Here is a 17,667-nt window from a genome sequence, read left to right as displayed (position 1 = left end):
CCGCCCCGCCCGTCGACCCCGCCCGGCCCGGCGACGACCGTGCTCGGCGTCTACGCCCGCGGGTACGGCCAGGGGTTGAACCGGCAGCGCAGCCCGTCGGCGGGGACCGCGCCGTCCGGGTCCAGGCGCGCGATGTCGTCGTTGGCGGTGCCGAAGGTCTGCTGCATCATGATCGGTGCGAGACCGCCGTCGGTGGTGCAGGCGTCGTGTTGCGCCAGGCCGATGGCGTGGCCGACCTCGTGGTTGACGACGTACTGGCGATACGACCCGATGTCGCCCTGGAAGGCGACGGCCCCGCGCACCCACCGCGCTTCGTTGAGGAACACCCGCTCCATCGAGGGGTTGAAGCACGATCCCTCGAGCGGGATGTCGTAGCCGCATCCTTCGCGGATGGTCATCTGCGAGGTGAGGGAGATCCGGAAGTCCGGCTCGCCGGTGTCGATGCGGCGGAAGGCGACCGCCTGGTCGCCGATCCAGCTCCGCGGATCGGCGAGGGTGCGGTCCACCATCGTCGCGAAGGCCGCGTCGCCGCCGTAACCGGTGGTGTCGATGCCCTCCTCGAGTTCCACCGTGTAGGTGAACACGCGGGTCTGCCCCGCACCGACCTGCCCGGTGGTGCCGGGCACGACCCGCCACTGCCGCGCACCGACTTCCGTGAACGGCCCGCCCTCCGGCAGGGCACCGGACTCGAGCGACTCGGGGAAGACCCCATCGGGCTGCGGGGCCTCGACGATGATCTCGGTGACCTCGCTCGCGACGACCGGATCGGCGGGCTCCTCCGCTCCTCCCCCACGCGCGGCGTCCCACAGCACGACCAGGGTCACGACGGCGAGGATCGGGACGGCATAGGCGCGCCAGCCGTAGGTGGCGACGAATCTGCCCACGCGGGTCTGCTTGCGGACGTCGCGTTCGGGTCGCGGTCGGCGAGGCGGCCGGTCCGGCCGTCCCACCGGGTCCCACACGGCACGTAGAGGCTGGTGCGACCGGCGACCCGGCTCGGATCGTTCCGTTCCTCGCGACCGGGACGAACCGGACAACGTCGGGGAAGGATCTGTCTGCGAGGAGCCCTGCGGCCCCCTGCTCTCGCGCACTCCTCCACGCTCGATCACGGATGTCAGGATGTCATATCGAGACCATTTCGATATCCGAAGCGTCGAAGGCGTGCCCCCATCCGTGCGCCGGGAACGGATACTGGTCGGTAGGCCGGTCCGTTCGATACGCAGGTTCACCTGTAACCTGCAAAGACGAGGAGCGCCGAGGTGGCACACGCCACTATCGGAGTAGTGCAGATTGGGAGCAAGCATGACCGACGTCACCGAACGAGCATCCGGCCGGGGTAACAACGGCAAACGGGGCGCCCGGATGCCGCGTGACGAACGTCGTGCACAGCTGCTCGAGGCTGCCAGTGAGGTCTTCGTCACACGCGGTTACCACTCGGCCGGCATGGACGAGATCGCCGAATGCGCCGGAGTGAGCAAGCCGGTGCTGTACCAGCACTTCCCCGGCAAGCTCGAGCTCTACTGCGCCGTGCTGCAGAACTATGTGGACACCCTCATCAACGGCGTCCGCCAGGCCCTGCGGTCCACGACCGACAACCGTCAGCGTGTGCGTGCCGCGGTGCAGGCCTTCTTCGATTTCGTCGACAACGACAGCCAGGGATTCCGTCTCGTCTTCGAATCGGACCTCATGGGCGAGCCGCAGGTGTCGCGGCGGGTCGAGCAGGCCACCGAGGCGTGCGTCGACGCCGTCTTCGACCTCGTGAGCCACGATTCGGGCCTCGATCCGTACCGGGCCCGCATCCTCGCGGTCGGCCTGGTGGGAACGAGCCAGTTCACGGCTCGTTACTGGCTCGACGCCGCGCGCCCCATCCCCAAGGAGGACGCCGTGGACACCACGGTCGCGCTGGCCTGGGGCGGTCTGAAGCACGTGCCGCTGCAGCCGGAGCTCCGTCGTCGCTGACGACACAGGAGCTCCGTCGTCGCTGACGACACAGGGGCGCCGTCGTCGCTGACGACACATACCGAGAACGACGAACGGGCCGGGGCGACATGCCCCGGCCCGTTCTCGTCGGTCGCTCTCAGTTGGCGGCGAAGCCGACCTTGCCCAGCGTGGCAGGACCGATGTCCACGTAGCTGATCTTGGCGGCCTGCACGAGAACCTTGCGGCCCTTCTCGTCGACAAGTGCGAGCACCCCGTCGTCGGCGCCGTTCAACGCGGCCCGGACGAGCTTCTCCACCTCGTCGGGCGTCTGGTCGCTGACGACGACAACTTCGCGCGGGCTGTCCGCGACGCCGATCTTGACCTCCACGGTGGACCTCCGATTCTCATGCGTTGAAACCGAGCTGGTACTGCTGTCAGCCCCAGGCTAATGCAGTCCGAGCACCGACATCCGCTCGGCGTGCTCGACCTGCATGCGATCGAACAGTGCGGCGATGTTCGTCAGGTCGCCGGACGCGAGAATCACCAGCTCGGCGAGTTCCTCGTTCTGCGCGAGGACGTACTGTGCCTGGGTGATGGCCTCGCCGAGCAGTCGGCGTCCCCACAGCATCAGGCGGTCCTTCTGCAGCGGGCTGCGCTCGACGACCTCGCGGACCTCCTGCACCACGAACTCCGAGTGGCCGGTCTCGGCGAGGACCTCCCGGACCACTGTGGAGACCTCGGGAGCGAGCATGTCGGCGATCTCACAGTAGAAATCTGCGGCGATCCCGTCACCCACGTAGGCCTTGACGAGGACCTCGAGCCAGGTCGAGGGAGCGGTCGAGGCGTGGTAGGCGTCGAGCGCCTTGCGATAGGGCTCCATCGCCGCGTAGATCTCGACGCCGCGATCGGTGAGCGCGGTTCGGAGCGTCTCGAAATGGCTCATCTCCGCAGCTGCCATGCTTGCGAGCGCGACCCGCCCGCGCAGGGACGGGGAGAACCGGGCGTCCTCGGCGAGACGGTAGAACGCCGAGATCTCGCCGTACGCGAGCACTGCGAAGAGCTCTGCGACACCGGGGTGATCGGCGGGGACTGCGGGTCCGCCCGGCGTCGCGCCGGACTCGGAGGTGGACTGCGGCGTATCGGCTCCCATGACGACGAAGCGTAGTACTACCTCGTGGAATGCGCCGGAACCGGTACAATGGATCGGGAAGCCCGCGCTTCGAGCCGCCGACCGTGGCCCGCGAGCTTCCCAGATAATGTGCGCGCACCCGAACTGCGGATCGCTGCCGCGCTTCGCCGAGCCTGGTGGATACCGCTCGCGCTGAGGTGCAGGCCGGTCGCCTTTCCCCCTCGTGCGTGCGTGCCGAGACCAGGAAGGCCGGACCCCTGAGCAAGATCACCATCGACCACGAAGACGACGCGAGCGAAACGACCGTCTCCGCACAACTCGATTCCACCCACGTACCCCCCACCTTCGGCGAACTCGGTGTCCGCGACGAGATCGTCCGCGCCCTCGCCGAGGTCGGCATCGAACGCACCTTCGCGATCCAGGAACTCACCCTGCCGCTCGCCCTCGCCGGCGACGACCTCATCGGTCAGGCCCGTACGGGTATGGGCAAGACCTTCGGCTTCGGCGTTCCGCTCCTGCACCGCATCGCCACCGAGGGTTCCGGCACGACCACGCTCGACGGCACTCCGCGTGCCCTCGTGATCGTCCCGACCCGCGAACTGTGCATCCAGGTCACCAACGACCTCGTGAACGCCTCCAAGTACCTGCCCGGCAGCCGCAAGTCGGGCCTCGAGGTCCTGTCGATCTACGGTGGCCGCCCCTACGAGCAGCAGATCGACGAACTGAAGAAGGGTGTCGACGTCGTCGTCGGTACTCCCGGTCGTCTGCTCGACCTCGCCAACCAGGGTCATCTGATCCTCGGCAAGATCGGCGTGCTCGTCATGGACGAGGCCGACGAGATGCTCGACCTCGGCTTCCTGCCCGACATCGAGCGCATCCTCACGATGGTCCCCGACCGTCGTCAGACGATGCTCTTCTCGGCCACGATGCCCGGCCCGATCATCACTCTCGCCCGCACGTTCCTGAATCGCCCGACGCACATCCGCGCCGAGGAAGCCGAATCGTCGGCCGTGCACGAGCGCACCCAGCAGTTCGTCTACCGGGCGCACGCGCTCGACAAGGCCGAGCTCGTCGCCCGCGTGCTGCAGGCCGAGGGACGTGGCGCCACCATGATCTTCACCCGCACCAAGCGCACGGCGCAGAAGGTGGCCGACGACCTCGTCGAGCGCGGTTTCGCGTGCGGCGCGGTGCACGGCGACCTCGGTCAGATCGCACGCGAGAAGGCACTCGACAAGTTCCGCAGCGGCAAGATCGACGTCCTCGTCGCGACGGACGTCGCCGCCCGCGGCATCGACATCGACGACGTCACCCACGTCATCAACTACCAGTGCCCCGAGGACGAGAAGACCTACGTCCACCGCATCGGCCGTACCGGTCGCGCCGGACGCACCGGTATCGCGATCACCCTCGTCGACTGGGACGACGTGCCGCGCTGGCAGCTCATCGACAAGGCTCTCGATCTCGGTATCCCGGATCCGATCGAGACCTACTCGAGCTCCCCGCACCTGTTCGAGGAGCTGAACATCCCGGCCGACGCCACCGGACGCGTCCGCAAGACCGCTCCCGCCGCCCCCGAGAACGGTGAGAAGCGCGAGCGCGTCGAGCGCGAAGGCGGATCCCGACCGAAGCGCAACCGGGTCCGCCGCCGCACCGTCCGCGGAAAGTCGGCCGACGGCTCCGCAACGGATGCCGCCGCGACCGGTTCGGACGACTCGGCGAAGGCCGAGAACGGGCCTGCCGCACCGGAGACGGGTGAGGACACCGGGGCGGCCGCTCCGGCACGTCGTCGCCGTCGTCGCCGTCGCACCCGCTCGGGCGAGGGCCCGGCCGGCCGCGCAGAGCAGCAGGACACGTCGAACGTGGAAGCGGTCTCGACGTCGTCTGCCCGATAGCCACGTGCTCGCGCCCGAGCGCCGCACCCGCACCGACCTTCTCGTCGCAGCCGCACTCGTCGTCACCGCTCTGGTGGCGGCGAGTGTCGTCTGGCTGAACTCGGATGCGCGGGGCACCACGTCGACCACCTGGGACGGACCCGTCCCCACTCCTGCTGCCGCGCAGGCGCTTCCGCGCACTCTCGCCGAACTGTGGCGTGCTCCGAGTACGGCGACGACCGCGCCGGTGGTGTCCGGGGGCACGATCGCCACGGCCGACAGTGGTGCGGTGGTCGGCCGCGACCCGCAGTCGGGCGAGGAACGCTGGCGGTACGACCGCGACCGGGCGTTGTGCGCGGTCACCGAGGCCTGGGGCGACGTGGTCTCGGCCTACCGCGGCCCGCGGGGATGCGGTCAGGTCACCGCGCTCGACTCCGGCAGTGGCGCTCGCGGCGCGCAACGGTCGAGCGACGCCGACGATCCGATCCGGCTCGTCGACGCCGGTTCGCACCTGATCGCCTTCGGCGAGTCGCGTCTCGAGATGTGGCGCTCCGATCTGGTGCGCACGGTCGAGTACGGGCGCGTCGACGCACCGGTGAACCCGAACGCCCAGCCCCGATCGGGTTGCGAACTGCGCTCGGCGGATTCGGGCGCCGAAGTGCTGGCAGTGCTCGAGCAGTGCGCGAACGAGCCGACCAATCGGCTCACCCTTCTCGATCCCACCCCCGACGACAGCACGAAGCCCGAGGAGTTCGCCTCGTCGGTGCTGCCGGAAGCGGGCGGGGACTCCCGCATCGTCGCGGTGGTCGGCGACCGCACGGCGGTCTACCTGGCCCCGGACGACAACGACGGGCCACGTATCGAGGTCTTCGACAGCGAGGGCGTCCTCGTCGACACGCACACCCTGCCGCGTCCTGCCGGCGAATCGGACGACCCCGCCCTCGAGCGCGGCGGCGTGCTCGTGTGGTGGACGGGCCGCGACACCGTCGCACTGTCCACCACCGATTTCGCTCCGCAGTGGACCGTCGAGGACACCCTCGGCAACGGCGACATCATGGCCGGTTCGCTGCTCCTTCCCGTCGAGGACGCCCTCGTGGGAGTCGACTCACGGACCGGCGAACCCGGCCCGCGCATCGACGTCGAGCGCGGGACGGTCTCCACGGTGAACGTCGCCGTCGCCGGGGACGTCGTGGTCGAGCAACGCGACGACGAACTCGTGGTGTTGGGCTGACGTCTCAGTCCGCGACGGCGGTTTCGAAGGTCTCGAGTTCCGCCTCCCCCGACCAGTAGCGCAGCAGGTTCTCGGAGAGCGCCCGGTACGCCTCGGCGCCCTTGTTCTTGCGTCCCGCCAGCACCGTCGCGCCCGAGGCGGAAGCCTCCGCGAAGCGGACCGTGCGGGGTACGGGCGGGGCCAGCACCGGCAGGTCGTACCGGTCCGAGACATCGGCGAGCACGTCGCGACTGTGTGTGGTCCGCGAGTCGTACAGGGTCGGCAGCGCGCCGAGCAGCTCGAGATCCGGATTGGTGATCTGCCTGACCTCGTCGACGGTGCGCAACAACTGCCCCACTCCACGGTGGGCGAGCGTCTCGCACTGCAGTGGAACGAGCACCGACCGCGCCGCGGTGAGGCCGTTGAGCGTGAGAACGCCGAGGGAGGGCGGGCAGTCGATCACGACGACGTCGTAGTCGTCCTCGACCGACGCCAGGGCCCGCTTGAGGGTGTATTCGCGTCCCGGCTTCATGAGCAGCATCGCCTCCGCACCCGCGAGATCGATGGTCGCCGGCAGCAGCGACATCCCCTCCGCGGTGTCGAGCAGGATGTCCTTCGTCTCGACACCGCCCACGAGCACGTCGTGCACGGATTGTTCGAGCTTGTCGGGGTTGTGCCCGAGGGAGAAGGTCAGGCACCCCTGGGGGTCGAGATCGACGACGAGCACCCGCCGGCCCAGCGCCGACAGCGCGGCCCCCAACGACGCGACGGTGGTCGTCTTGGCGACGCCACCCTTCTGATTTGCCACTGCAAGTACCGTTGCCACGACCCCGATCCTCGCGCACTCGGCGGCGCAGCGCGAGGTGAATCCGCCCACGAGACCGCAGGAGGCAGCCCGTCGTGATCCGCAGAGCCACACCCGAGGACGTCCCCGCGATCACCGGACTGATCTACGACCTCGCCGAATACGAGAAGGCCCGGCACGAGTGCACCGTGGTGCCCGCGCAGATCCACGAGGCTCTGTTCGGGCCGCAACCCTCGGTGTACGCGCACGTCGCCGAGGAATTTGGTGAGGACGGAGCCGCAGGGCAGGTCGTCGGGGTGGCGCTGTGGTTCCGGAACTTCTCCACCTGGGACGGCGTGCACGGCATCTACCTCGAGGATCTGTTCGTCCGTCCCGAACACCGTGGCAAGGGACACGGACGCGCACTGCTCGCGGCGCTCGCCCACGAATGCGTGGAGCGCGGTTACACCCGCCTGAGTTGGTCGGTGCTGGACTGGAACGAGCCGTCCATCGGTTTCTACCGCTCGCTCGGCGCCGTCGCGCAGGACGAGTGGACGACCTTCAGGCTCAGCGGCCCCGCGCTGCAGGCTCTCGGCAGCTGAGCCCGGATCACTCGTCGACGTCGGGCGCGTACTCGTGCGCAAGCCACCGCGTCGTGGGCGGGCTGAACAGCAGCACGAGCGTGGGGACCACGACGAGCCCCAGCACGGTACCGATGGCCGGCTGGTGCGAGTCGGTCAGCAGCGACCACACCACGGGCAGCAACAGCAACTGCGCCAGTACCGCCACGGCACGTCCCCAGCGCACCCCGCGCACGAGCGCGATCCCACCGGCCAGTACCCCGCCGAACAGGACGAACAGCCACAGCGCGAAGCCGTAGCCGTTGGTGACCGACTGATCGTGTTCGCCCGAGGCTGCGCGGATGATCGAGTACACCGCGAACCCCATCGCGACGACACCCTCGAGGACGACGAGCCAGCCGGCGGCACGCACGGTCGACGGAACGCTGCTGCGAGGTGTTTCGAGAGGCACCCGTCCAGCGTAGTGGACCCGCCGGGCACCACTTAGGCTGATGTTCCGTGCGCGCCCTGCTGATCGTGAATCCGAATGCGACGACGACCACCCCGGCCGGTCGCGACCGCCTCGCTCACGCCCTGAGAGGCCGGCTCGCACTGACCGTCGCGCACACCACCCACCGCGGGCACGCCGCAGAACTCGCGCGTTCGGCGCACGCCGACGGGATGGACGTCGTCGTCGCGCACGGGGGCGACGGCACCGTCAACGAGATCGTCAACGGTCTGCTCGGCCCCTCCCCCGACCGATCCGCCGATCCGTCACTCCCGCGACTCGCGGTGGTGCCCGGCGGCTCGGCGAACGTCTTCGCGCGGTCCCTGGGGTTGTCCGCCGATCCGCTCGAGGCCACCGAGCAGGTGCTCGAGTCGTTGCAGGAGGGCAGGACCAGCCGGATCGGCCTCGGCCACTGCGACGGACGGTGGTTCACCTTCAACGCGGGCCTCGGCCTCGACGCCCAGGTGTGCGAGGCCATCGACCTGAGCCGCGCCGAGGGCAAGAAGGTGACGACGGCGCGCTACGTGCGGCATGCGGTGGCCCGGTTCTTCGCGTCGAAGCGGGACGAGCCGACGCTCACGCTCGAGATGCCCGGATCCGAACCCGTATCGGGGGTGCACTACGCGTTCGTGTCGAACTCGAGTCCCTGGACCTATCTCGAGTCCCGGCCGGTGCACACGAATCCCGGCACATCGTTCGACACCGGGTTGGGTGTGTTTGCCATGACGACGACCCGGGTATTTCCGAGCTTGCGGGTGGTGAGGCAACTCCTGGCCGCCCGTGGCGAGCCGGCGTCGCCGCATCTGGTGCGTGCAGACGATGTCGCGCACGTGCGCGCCCGGGCCTCGCGCCCGATCGGACTTCAGGTCGACGGCGACTATCTCGGACTCCGCACCGAGGTCGAGTTCGTGGCCGTGCCGTCGATCCTCGATGTCGTCGCGCCCCGCTGACGATCCCCTCTAGCGGGACAGCGACAGAAAGAAAAGCACGAATTCTGTGATTACCACTACCTTCTCGGCCCGAGTGGAGTAGAAAGAGGGATTGGCGAACTCGTAGCTCACAACAGCGTGAGCTTCCCCACGATCGTGGTCGATTCTATTGACTCCACGCTCGTTCGTGAAAGCATTCACAAGTAACCGCGCGGAAACACTCCGTGCCACAGGCGTGAACACGCATTGACCGATCAGCCGGTGCACACGCACCATCGAAGGAGAGTAGAAGCATGGACTGGCGCCACAAGGCCATCTGCCGCGACGAGGATCCGGAACTGTTCTTCCCCGTGGGGAACAGCGGCCCGGCTCTCGCGCAGATCGCGGATGCCAAGCTCGTGTGCAACCGTTGCCCCGTCACCGCCGAATGCCTCTCCTGGGCGCTCGAGTCCGGCCAGGATGCCGGCGTCTGGGGCGGTATGAGCGAGGACGAGCGCCGCGCTCTCAAGCGTCGCAACGCCCGCACCCGCGCTCGCACGGCGGTCTGAGCAGCTCCGACAGACGTTCGAAGGCCCGGCCCCCTCGCGGAGGCCGGGCCTTCTTACGTGCACAGGCCGAAACGGTCAGGCGACCGGTACCTTGCCCAGCGGTAATTGCAGGCGCGCATCGGTCCCGCCGGTCTCGTTGGAGGTCAGTTCCAGCGATCCGCCGAGTTCGGCGGCCACGAGGGTCCGGACGATCTGCAGACCGAGCCGGTTCGACGCCTCGAGGCTGAATCCGTCGGGAAGGCCTTTCCCCTCGTCGCGAACCACGACGTCGAGCATGCGGGCCGAACGCTGTGCCCTCACAGTGACCGTGCCGTTGACGCCCGGATCGAAGGCGTGCTCGACGGCGTTCTGGACGAGCTCGGTCAGCACCATGACCAGGGGCGTCGCGCGATCTGCGGGGAACACACCGAGGTTCCCCTCTCGCAGCACACGGATCTGACTGCCCACCGTCGACACGTCGACGACGATGGGGATCAGCTGGTCGAAGACACCGTCGAGATCGACCTCCTCGTCCACGGACATCGACAGCGCCTCGTGCACCAGGGCGATGGACGTCACCCGGCGAACCGCTTCGCCGAGGGCCTGCTGGGCTTCGGTGTTCCCGGTTCGGCGCGCCTGTAGTCGCAGCAGTGCGGCGACCGTCTGCAGATTGTTCTTGACGCGATGGTGGATCTCGCGGATCGTCGCGTCCTTGCTCAGCAGTGCGCGGTCGCGTCGTTTGACCTCGGTGACGTCGCGGACGATCACCGCGGCGCCCCTGATCTTGCCTCCCGGATTCAGGACCAACGCACGGATCAGAACCGTGGCACCGCGTGCCTCGATCTCCATGCGCTGCCCCAGACGGCCCTCCACGGCCCCGCGGAGGTAGTCGGTGACGTCGCGGCTCTCGAAGGGATCGGTGACCAGTGCGCGGGTCGTCTCCACGAGATCCTGACCGATCAGGTCGGAGTTCAGACCCATCCGGTGATAGGCCGACAGCGCGTTCGGGCTGGCGTAGACGACCTTGCCCTTCCGGTCGAGCCGGATGAATCCGTCGCCCGCACGCGGACTCGACTTGGTGTCCGAGCGCGCCTCGGGTGTGGGGAAGGTGCCCTCGCTGATCATCCGGTAGAGGTCGTCGGCGCATTCGAGATAGGCGGTCTCGAGCGCGCTGGCCGACCGTCGCGACACGCGGGCGGCGTCGCGGCTGAGCACCGCGACGACCCGACCGTCCGAGCGCACCGGCACGGCCTGACGGATGTTGATCCCGGCGCCCGGGGACGACTTGACGTCGACGATCTCTCCGGTTTCGAAAGCCTCACGGACGTAAGGATGTTCGTTGTCGGAGACGAGCATGCCGACGGCGTCCTCGGGAATCACGGTCGAGGCGGTGGTGGGCCGGCACTGTGCGACGCACACGATTCCGGACGGCGCCGCGTCGACCCACAGGAGGACGTCGGCGAACGACAGGTCGGCGAGCAACTGCCACTCGCCCACGACACGTTGGAGGTGATCGACGGCCGCGCCCGGAAGATCCGTGTACCTTGCGAGCAACGAACTGAGTGTGGACACGGGAACCGCTTTCGTACTCAGGAGATATCCGCCGTCAGGAGATCACGGCGATGAGGTCGCCCTGCTGGATGACATCCCCCACCGAGACTCCGACGGAGGTCACGGTGCCCGCCGACTCGGCGAGCACGGGAATCTCCATCTTCATCGACTCGAGGATCACCAGCGTGTCGCCCTCGGCCACCACGTCACCCTCTCGCACGACGACCTCGAACACGGTCGATACCATCTCCGCGCGTACGTCTTCCGCCATCGAACACCTCGTTTCACGCTCCGGCGGCGGACCTGCCGACAGGACCACTCGACCGCACGTGAAACACTGTAATGAACGAGAAAGGAGATCCCACCATGGGTAAGCGAGGTCGCAAGAAGCGCAGCCGCAAGGGTAACGCCGCCAACCACGGCAAGCGTCCCAACGCCTGAGACGCGGACAGGGGCCGGAAAGCAGCAGCTTTCCGGCCCCTGTCACGTTCGGGGTGTCTCGTCTACGACTCGGTACGAGTGAACTCGTCTACGACTCGGCGTGAGTGGAACTCGCCTACGACTCGGCGTGAGTGGAACTCGCCTACGACTCGGTGCTGTCCGTCTCGGTGATCACCACGGTGCGGCGGATCTGCAGCATCAGCCGCTCCCGCAGGCCCTCGGGTGCGTGTTCCCCGCCGCACTTGCGGCTGAGCAGCGATTTGATCTTCTCCTCGATCCCGTAGGCCTCGAGGCAGGTGCCGCACTCGTCGAGGTGCCGCTGCAGCTTCTCGCGGGAACCGGCGTCGCACTCGGAATCGAGAAGCAGGTAGACGTCCGCGATGACCGCCGAGCAGTCGAGTCGATCGAAGTCGGGTTCGCTCACTGCGGTGCTCCCTTTCCGCTCTCGGGCCGATCCGATGTTCCGGTTGTCGCGTCCACGGCCTTCTCCCGCATGAAACCGCGATCGCGCGCCACGTCGGCCAACAGGCCCCGCAACTGCTTGCGACCCCGGTGCAGTCTCGACATCACGGTGCCGATCGGCGTCCCCATGATCTCGGCGATCTCCTTGTAGGGGAACCCTTCGACGTCGGCGTAGTAGACGGCCATGCGGAACTCCTCGGGAAGCTCCTGCAACGCCGCCTTGATGTCGTCGTCGGGAAGCGCGTCGAGTGCCTCGACCTCCGCGGACCGCAGACCGGTCGACGAATGCTCGGCCGTGGCGGCGAGCTGCCAGTCGGTGATCTCGTCGGTCGGGTACTGCGCGGGTTGCCGCTGACGCTTCCGGTACGAGTTGATGTAGGTGTTGGTGAGGATCCGGTACAGCCAGGCCTTGAGATTGGTGCCCTCGCGGAACGACCGGAAGGCGGAGAACGCCTTGATGTAGGTCTCCTGTACGAGGTCCTCGGCGTCGGAGGGATTGCGGGTCATCCGCAGCGCAGCGCCGTAGAGCTGATCGAGCAGGGGAAGTGCATCCCGCTCGAACCGCTCGGTCAGTTCTTCCACAGACTCCTCGATCACACCGATCCCTTCATCGACGCCTGTCGAGAAGGCTACCGGTCCGACGGCGTCCGGATCGGCGGGACGTCCGGCGGCGTCCGGTCGAGGCGGGCACAGCACTGCCACGAATTCTCCGATCGTCGGGTGTCGGGTGGCGGTGGATCCACCCGTCGGTGTGCAACGCCGTACCCACCGCGCTTGTTCCCCACCTCCGGTTTCTAGAGTGATCGGATGGCCTCGACATCCACTCCCGCGACGGTGTTGTTGAAGCGCGAGAAGGTCGCGCACCGGGTCCACGAGTACGCACACGACCCGAGGTCCACATCCTTCGGCTCCGAAGCCGTCGAGGAACTCGGTGCACGCCTCGGGGTCTCCCCCGCACAGATCTTCAAGACGCTGGTGGTGTTGCTGTCGGACGGCAAGCTCGCCGTCGCGGTGATCCCGGTCCCGGCGACGCTGTCGCTCAAGGCCGCAGCGGGGGCGCTGGGCGGCGGCAAGGCGGTGATGGCCGATCACACCGCCGCCGAACGCGCGACCGGATACGTCGTCGGCGGCATCTCCCCACTCGGTCAGCGCAAGCGTCTGCGCACCGTGATCGACGCCTCCGCCGAGCAGTGGGACCGGGTGCTGTGCAGCGCGGGCCGCCGCGGGCTCGAGATCGAACTGGATCCGCGCGATCTGATCCGGTCGACCGGCGCGGTCGTGGCATCGATCACGGCCGGCCCGTAGCGTCCGGCGTCTACAGCAGCACCATCTGATCGCCGGCACCGTCGTCGGGTTGCAGCAGTTCGGGGCCGTTGTTGCGGATGCTGTTGACCTTCGCGGACACGCGGCGGATCTCGATCGCCGAGATCGCCTCGACGCTCGGCACGATCAGATCCGGATGGCCGAGGCTGTCGGGGTCGAGCCACGCGTCCCACCGCTCCGGCGGGAGGATCAGCGGCATCCGCTCGTGCACGTTGCCGAGTTGCTCGACCGACTGCGCGGTGAGGATCGCCGTGCTCGACAGCGGCGGCGCCTTCGGGTTCCGCGGGTCGCGCCACTCCGCCCACACCCCGGCCATGCAGATCCGCGATCCGTCGGCCGGCGCCATGAAGTACGGCACCTTGCGGGGTTTGCCGTCCGGCGCGGGTTCGACCTGCCACTCGTACCAGCCGTCCATCGGGACCAGGCACCGCTTGTAGCGCAGCGACCGCGCGAAACTCGGCTTGGTGGCGACCGACTCGGATCGCGCGTTGATCAGCGGTGCGCTTCCGCCCACCTCTTCGGCGAAGGGCGGCACGAGTCCCCAGCGCATGCGTCGGATACGGCGGCGGACGGAACCGTCGGGATCCTCCTCGTCGTGCCGGGCGACGACGGTGAGCACCTCGGTCGTCGGCGCGACGTTGTAGTCGGGGCCGCGCCCGTCCGGGCCGCTGCTGCCGTCGCCGGTCTCGTCGAGTGCGTCGAGTTCGACGGCGAGCGTCGCCGGGTCGGCCGTGGAGACATACCTTCCGCACATGCCGTCGAGTGTGGCATCGCCGGGTGACGGAACCGACACCGGCGCGCACCGGGTGGGCGAGGGTGCCCGCACCGGTCCGGATGGGTGAAGATGGTCGGGTGAGTCTGTGGAGAGCACCCCGCGCCGTGTCCCCGGTTCGAGCGTCGGTGACGCTGCCGGGATCGAAGTCGATCACCAACCGTGCCCTGATCCTGGCCGCACTCGCCGACGGGCCGTCCACCCTGACCGGCGCGCTGCGCAGCCGCGACACCGATCTGATGATAGGGGCCCTGCGCACGCTCGGCTCGACCGTCACCGAGCGCGACGGCGGCACCACCCTCGACGTGACCCCCGGCCCCCTGCGCGGAGGCGAGGTCGCCTGCGGACTGGCCGGCACGGTCATGCGGTTCGTACCGCCGCTGGCCGCACTGGCCGACGGCGATGTGCGGTTCGACGGCGACGAGCAGGCCCGCGTCCGCCCGATGAGCACCGTGCTCGACGCCCTGCGCGCCCTCGGTGCCGACATCGACGGCGACCGGCTGCCCTTCACCGTGTACGGCCGCGGTGCGGTGCGCGGTGGTTCCGTCACCATCGACGCGTCCGCGTCCTCGCAGTTCGTCTCGGGTCTGCTGCTGTCCGGTGCCGCCTTCGACGAGGGCGTGGTGGTCCACCACGCCGGCGAACCGGTGCCCTCGATGCCGCACATCGAGATGACGGTCGAGATGCTCCGCACGGCCGGGGTCCCCGTCGACACCTCCGAGGCCGACACCTGGCGGGTGCCCCCCACGACCATCAAGGCCGTCGACGTCACCGTCGAGCCCGACCTGTCGAACGCAACCCCCTTCCTCGCGGCCGCGGCGGTCACCGGTGGTGTCGTCTCGGTGCCCCTGTGGCCGGAGTCGACCACCCAGGCCGGCGATGCGATCCGCGGCATCCTCGAGCAGATGGGCGCCGAGGTGACGTGGGCCGACGGGACGCTGACCGTGCGCGGCCCGGGCGAGCTGCGGGGTCTCGACGTGGACCTGCACGACGTCGGCGAGCTGGCGCCGACCGTCGCGGCCCTCGCTGCGGTCGCCGCCTCGCCCTCCGACCTGCGCGGTATCGCGCACCTGCGCGGTCACGAGACCGACCGGCTGGCGGCACTCGCCACCGAGATCGGTCGTCTCGGCGGTTCGATCACCGAGACCGAGGACGGGCTGCACATCGAGCCGGCTCCGCTGCACGGCGGCACCTGGCACTCCTACGCCGACCACCGGATGGCCACGGCCGGGGCGATCCTCGGGCTCGTCGTCGACGGGATCGAGGTCGAGGACATCGGCACCACCGCCAAGACGCTCCCCGACTTCGAGGGTCTGTGGGAGTCGCTACTGACGGGGAGCGACTCCTGAGGCGGCGGGAGTACGACGAGTCCGACGTCCGGGTTCGCCCCGGACGCGGCTCGCGGCCGCGCACGAAGGACCGCCCGGCCCATCTCGATGCCGAGGAGGGCATGGTCGTCTCCGTCGACCGAGGTCGGTGGGGTGTCGCGCTCGGCGGTGATCCCGATCGGATCGTGACGACGATGCGGGCACGCGAGCTCGGCCGGACCCCGATCGTGGTGGGCGATCAGGTGGGTGTCGTCGGCGATCTCTCCGGTCGCCCCGACACGCTCGCGCGCATCGTGCGGGTCGAGGACCGCAGCACCGTCCTGCGGCGCACGGCCGACGACACCGATCCGTTCGAGCGCATCGTCGTCGCCAATGCCGAACAGCTGCTCATCGTGGTCGCGCTCGCCGATCCCCCACCGCGGACCGGACTCGTCGAACGCGCACTCGTCGCGGCCTACGCCGGCGGTCTCGCTCCCCTGCTGGGACTGACCAAGAGCGACCTCGCCGATCCCGACGAGTTCGCCGCGCACTTCACGGATCTCGACATCCCGGTGCTGCTCGTCGGTCAGGACGACGATCTCACCGCCCTGCACGAGCGGATCGACGGTCGCGTGACCGCCCTGATCGGGCACTCGGGGGTCGGCAAGTCGACACTGGTGAACAGGCTCGTCCCCGACGCCGACCGCGCCACCGGTGAGGTCTCCGGGGTGGGCAAGGGACGGCACACCTCCACCCAGTCGGTGGCCCTGCACCTGCCCGAGGGCGGGTGGGTGGTCGACACCCCGGGCATCCGGTCGTTCGGGCTCGCGCACATCGGGCCCGACGACGTCGTCGCGGCGTTCGGGGACCTGGCCGAAGCGGTCGAGGACTGCCCGCGCGGGTGCACGCATCTCGGCCCGCCCGCCGATCCCGAATGCGCCTTCGACTCGTTGGAGGGCAAGTCGCACAACCGGGCGATGGCCGTGCGCGAACTGCTCACGGCGCTCGCGTCCAACGACCCTTGGTGAACCGACGAACCCCGGTTGAACGCACGAACCCCGGCACCTGTGGGTGCCGGGGTTCGTGCTCGTTCTCGTGACCGTCAGCGCATGCCGAGCGCGCGGCGGATGAATCCGCGCTTGCGGGTCTTCTCGATGGTGGTGGCCAGACCCACACGGCGGCCGGTGGCCGGATCGATCTCCGGCGCTCCGCCGAAGCCCCGCTCGGAGGCGGTCTCCGGGGCGGCGTCGCGGTCGTCCTTGAGGTACTTGTCGGGCAGCGACAGCTTCGCGATGGTGCGCCACGACTTCCAGTACTGCACCGCGAGCGGGCCGGTGGTGTACGGCAGGTCGTACTTCTCGCACAGCTCACGCACCCGCACCGCGATCTCCGCGTACCGGTTGGACGGCAGGTCGGGGTAGATGTGGTGCTCGATCTGGTAGCTCAGGTTGCCGGTCATGAAGTCCATGACCTTGCCGCCGGAGATGTTCGCGGAGCCGAGCATCTGACGCAGGTACCACTGGGCACGCGTCTCGGTCTCGATGTCCTGCTTCGTGAACTTCTCCGCACCGTCCGGGAAGTGACCGCAGAAGATCACCGCGTTGGTCCAGATGTTGCGCACGAAGTTGGCCGTGGCGTTGGCCTTCATCGTGGACTTCCACGACTTGCCGGTGAGCGCCGGATAGATCACGTAGTCCTTGAGGTGCTGCTTGCCGAGCTTGGCGAGCACCTCCTTGCCGCGTGCCTTGGTGAGCTCGCGGTCGTCGCGTCCCTGGATGACCTTGCCGAGCTCGAGCAGCTGGATGGCGATGCCGTACTGGAACAGCGCTGCGAGGATGGCGTTGTACGCGACGTTGCCGAGGTAGAACGGCTTCCATCGCTGGTCGCGGGTGACGCGCAGCAGTCCGTATCCCACATCGTCGTCCATACCGAGGATGTTGGTGTACTTGTGGTGCAGGTAGTTGTGGGTGATCTTCCAGTGCGCCGACGGGTCGACGTTGTCCCACTCCCAGTTGGCCGAGTGCACCTCGGGGTCGTTCATCCAGTCCCACTGCCCGTGCATCACGTTGTGCCCGAGCTCCATGTTCTCGATGATCTTCGACAGGGAGAGCATGCCCGTGCCCAGCAGCCACAGCGGACGCTTGTTCGAGCCGAGCAGCACGAGGCGCCCGCCGATCTCGAGGCCGCGCTGCAGCCGGATCGTGTTGCGGACGTATCGAGCGTCGCGCTCACCGCGGGACTCCTCGATATCGCGCCGGATGGCGTCGAGTTCGCGGCCGATGGCCTCGACGTCCGCCTCCGTCAGGTGCGCGTACTCCTTGACATCCGATATCGCCATGCGGGCTACTCTACCGTAGGTTACGGGCCCGTAGG

At 68.6% G+C, this 17,667-nt stretch carries 21 protein-coding genes; 10 read left to right on the top strand and 11 right to left on the bottom strand.

What is annotated here, in order from left to right:
- Positions 1 to 50: 50 nt before the first annotated feature.
- A complete protein-coding gene (locus tag ACWPOC_RS20370; protein ID WP_455409241.1) occupies positions 51 to 1,037 on the bottom strand; it encodes a DUF3152 domain-containing protein in 987 nt (328 codons plus the stop codon).
- A gap of 265 nt (positions 1,038 to 1,302) precedes the next feature.
- On the opposite strand from ACWPOC_RS20370, the gene ACWPOC_RS20365 reads away from it, so the two are divergent.
- The gene (locus ACWPOC_RS20365) at positions 1,303 to 1,959 is read left to right on the top strand and encodes a TetR/AcrR family transcriptional regulator (protein ID WP_120279840.1); all 657 of its coding nucleotides are present in this window, start codon (positions 1,303 to 1,305) and stop codon (positions 1,957 to 1,959) included.
- 118 nt (positions 1,960 to 2,077) lie between these two features.
- Here ACWPOC_RS20365 and ACWPOC_RS20360 read toward each other — a convergent pair whose 3' ends face one another.
- Positions 2,078 to 2,308 (bottom strand): DUF3107 domain-containing protein, encoded by a 231-nt coding sequence (locus tag ACWPOC_RS20360; protein ID WP_006550244.1) that lies wholly within the window; start codon positions 2,306 to 2,308, stop codon positions 2,078 to 2,080.
- A 57-nt stretch (positions 2,309 to 2,365) separates the two neighbouring features.
- Positions 2,366 to 3,070, bottom strand: a complete 705-nt coding sequence (locus tag ACWPOC_RS20355) for a ferritin-like fold-containing protein (RefSeq protein ID WP_060651355.1) — start codon at positions 3,068 to 3,070, stop codon at positions 2,366 to 2,368.
- Between the two features lie 206 nt (positions 3,071 to 3,276).
- Between ACWPOC_RS20355 and ACWPOC_RS20350 the strand changes: the two genes are divergently transcribed.
- Together ACWPOC_RS20350 and ACWPOC_RS20345 are read left to right on the top strand one after the other, a co-directional pair.
- Positions 3,277 to 4,941: a DEAD/DEAH box helicase gene (locus tag ACWPOC_RS20350; RefSeq protein WP_455409235.1), complete on the top strand. Its 1,665-nt coding sequence runs from the start codon at positions 3,277 to 3,279 to the stop codon at positions 4,939 to 4,941.
- Positions 4,942 to 4,945: 4 nt separating this feature from the next.
- Positions 4,946 to 6,151, top strand: coding sequence for an Rv3212 family protein (locus ACWPOC_RS20345; RefSeq protein ID WP_455409234.1), 1,206 nt, complete (start codon positions 4,946 to 4,948; stop codon positions 6,149 to 6,151).
- A 4-nt stretch (positions 6,152 to 6,155) separates the two neighbouring features.
- Here ACWPOC_RS20345 and ACWPOC_RS20340 read toward each other — a convergent pair whose 3' ends face one another.
- The gene (locus ACWPOC_RS20340) at positions 6,156 to 6,956 is read right to left on the bottom strand and encodes a ParA family protein (RefSeq protein ID WP_455409233.1); all 801 of its coding nucleotides are present in this window, start codon (positions 6,954 to 6,956) and stop codon (positions 6,156 to 6,158) included.
- 74 nt (positions 6,957 to 7,030) lie between these two features.
- On the opposite strand from ACWPOC_RS20340, the gene ACWPOC_RS20335 reads away from it, so the two are divergent.
- Positions 7,031 to 7,516 (top strand): N-acetyltransferase family protein, encoded by a 486-nt coding sequence (locus ACWPOC_RS20335; protein ID WP_455409232.1) that lies wholly within the window; start codon positions 7,031 to 7,033, stop codon positions 7,514 to 7,516.
- A gap of 7 nt (positions 7,517 to 7,523) precedes the next feature.
- On the opposite strand, the gene ACWPOC_RS20330 is transcribed toward ACWPOC_RS20335, so the two are convergent.
- Positions 7,524 to 7,946 (bottom strand): hypothetical protein, encoded by a 423-nt coding sequence (locus ACWPOC_RS20330; protein ID WP_372473337.1) that lies wholly within the window; start codon positions 7,944 to 7,946, stop codon positions 7,524 to 7,526.
- 47 nt (positions 7,947 to 7,993) lie between these two features.
- Between ACWPOC_RS20330 and ACWPOC_RS20325 the strand changes: the two genes are divergently transcribed.
- Entirely contained in the window at positions 7,994 to 8,932 is a 939-nt protein-coding gene (locus tag ACWPOC_RS20325) for a diacylglycerol/lipid kinase family protein (protein ID WP_455409231.1), read from the top strand.
- 272 nt (positions 8,933 to 9,204) lie between these two features.
- Entirely contained in the window at positions 9,205 to 9,459 is a 255-nt protein-coding gene (locus ACWPOC_RS20320; RefSeq protein ID WP_006550236.1) for a WhiB family transcriptional regulator, read from the top strand.
- Between the two features lie 75 nt (positions 9,460 to 9,534).
- Here ACWPOC_RS20320 and ACWPOC_RS20315 read toward each other — a convergent pair whose 3' ends face one another.
- Both ACWPOC_RS20315 and ACWPOC_RS20310 read right to left on the bottom strand, forming a co-directional pair.
- Entirely contained in the window at positions 9,535 to 11,010 is a 1,476-nt protein-coding gene (locus ACWPOC_RS20315) for a sensor histidine kinase (protein WP_120279845.1), read from the bottom strand.
- A gap of 34 nt (positions 11,011 to 11,044) precedes the next feature.
- Complete coding sequence (locus tag ACWPOC_RS20310; protein WP_006550234.1) at positions 11,045 to 11,260, bottom strand: biotin/lipoyl-binding carrier protein; 216 nt, start codon at positions 11,258 to 11,260, stop codon at positions 11,045 to 11,047.
- A gap of 95 nt (positions 11,261 to 11,355) precedes the next feature.
- On the opposite strand from ACWPOC_RS20310, the gene ACWPOC_RS20305 reads away from it, so the two are divergent.
- Positions 11,356 to 11,430 (top strand): 50S ribosomal protein bL37, encoded by a 75-nt coding sequence (locus ACWPOC_RS20305; RefSeq protein ID WP_022597109.1) that lies wholly within the window; start codon positions 11,356 to 11,358, stop codon positions 11,428 to 11,430.
- Positions 11,431 to 11,572: 142 nt separating this feature from the next.
- Here the strand turns inward: ACWPOC_RS20305 and rsrA are convergent, their stop codons facing one another.
- Both rsrA and ACWPOC_RS20295 read right to left on the bottom strand, forming a co-directional pair.
- Positions 11,573 to 11,854 carry a mycothiol system anti-sigma-R factor gene (rsrA, locus tag ACWPOC_RS20300; RefSeq protein WP_088897715.1) on the bottom strand — a complete coding sequence of 94 codons (282 nt, stop codon included), beginning with the start codon at positions 11,852 to 11,854 and terminating at the stop codon, positions 11,573 to 11,575.
- Positions 11,851 to 12,495, bottom strand: coding sequence for a sigma-70 family RNA polymerase sigma factor (locus tag ACWPOC_RS20295; protein ID WP_413767195.1), 645 nt, complete (start codon positions 12,493 to 12,495; stop codon positions 11,851 to 11,853). Before ACWPOC_RS20295 ends, rsrA begins: the two co-directional genes overlap by 4 nt.
- Positions 12,496 to 12,699: 204 nt before the next feature.
- On the opposite strand from ACWPOC_RS20295, the gene ybaK reads away from it, so the two are divergent.
- Positions 12,700 to 13,197 (top strand): Cys-tRNA(Pro) deacylase, encoded by a 498-nt coding sequence (gene ybaK / locus ACWPOC_RS20290; RefSeq protein ID WP_120279846.1) that lies wholly within the window; start codon positions 12,700 to 12,702, stop codon positions 13,195 to 13,197.
- A gap of 10 nt (positions 13,198 to 13,207) precedes the next feature.
- On the opposite strand, the gene ACWPOC_RS20285 is transcribed toward ybaK, so the two are convergent.
- Entirely contained in the window at positions 13,208 to 13,969 is a 762-nt protein-coding gene (locus tag ACWPOC_RS20285) for an SOS response-associated peptidase (protein WP_120279847.1), read from the bottom strand.
- An 80-nt stretch (positions 13,970 to 14,049) separates the two neighbouring features.
- On the opposite strand from ACWPOC_RS20285, the gene aroA reads away from it, so the two are divergent.
- Both aroA and rsgA read left to right on the top strand, forming a co-directional pair.
- Entirely contained in the window at positions 14,050 to 15,336 is a 1,287-nt protein-coding gene (gene aroA, locus ACWPOC_RS20280; RefSeq protein WP_183070746.1) for a 3-phosphoshikimate 1-carboxyvinyltransferase, read from the top strand.
- Positions 15,303 to 16,322 carry a ribosome small subunit-dependent GTPase A gene (gene rsgA / locus ACWPOC_RS20275; RefSeq protein ID WP_120279849.1) on the top strand — a complete coding sequence of 340 codons (1,020 nt, stop codon included), beginning with the start codon at positions 15,303 to 15,305 and terminating at the stop codon, positions 16,320 to 16,322. The genes aroA and rsgA overlap by 34 nt, the downstream gene beginning before the upstream one ends.
- Before the next feature lie 74 nt (positions 16,323 to 16,396).
- Here rsgA and ACWPOC_RS20270 read toward each other — a convergent pair whose 3' ends face one another.
- Positions 16,397 to 17,632, bottom strand: a complete 1,236-nt coding sequence (locus ACWPOC_RS20270; RefSeq protein ID WP_059382247.1) for a fatty acid desaturase family protein — start codon at positions 17,630 to 17,632, stop codon at positions 16,397 to 16,399.
- Between the last annotated feature and the right edge of the window lie 35 nt (positions 17,633 to 17,667).

This window comes from Rhodococcus sp. 5G237, from assembly GCF_053764735.1.
This window is presented reverse-complemented; position numbering and strand designations above follow the sequence as displayed.

Bases quoted from the DNA above. Each gene is read 5' to 3' on its own strand.
- ACWPOC_RS20365 (WP_120279840.1), top strand. From the start codon at position 1,303: ATGACCGACGTCACCGAACGAGCATCCGGCCGGGGTAACAACGGCAAA.
- ACWPOC_RS20355 (WP_060651355.1), bottom strand. From the start codon at position 3,070: ATGGGAGCCGATACGCCGCAGTCCACCTCCGAGTCCGGCGCGACGCCG.
- ACWPOC_RS20320 (WP_006550236.1), top strand. From the start codon at position 9,205: ATGGACTGGCGCCACAAGGCCATCTGCCGCGACGAGGATCCGGAACTG.
- ACWPOC_RS20310 (WP_006550234.1), bottom strand. From the start codon at position 11,260: ATGGCGGAAGACGTACGCGCGGAGATGGTATCGACCGTGTTCGAGGTC.
- ybaK (WP_120279846.1), top strand. From the start codon at position 12,700: ATGGCCTCGACATCCACTCCCGCGACGGTGTTGTTGAAGCGCGAGAAG.
- ACWPOC_RS20285 (WP_120279847.1), bottom strand. From the start codon at position 13,969: ATGTGCGGAAGGTATGTCTCCACGGCCGACCCGGCGACGCTCGCCGTC.
- aroA (WP_183070746.1), top strand. From the start codon at position 14,050: ATGGGTGAAGATGGTCGGGTGAGTCTGTGGAGAGCACCCCGCGCCGTG.
- ACWPOC_RS20270 (WP_059382247.1), bottom strand. From the start codon at position 17,632: ATGGCGATATCGGATGTCAAGGAGTACGCGCACCTGACGGAGGCGGAC.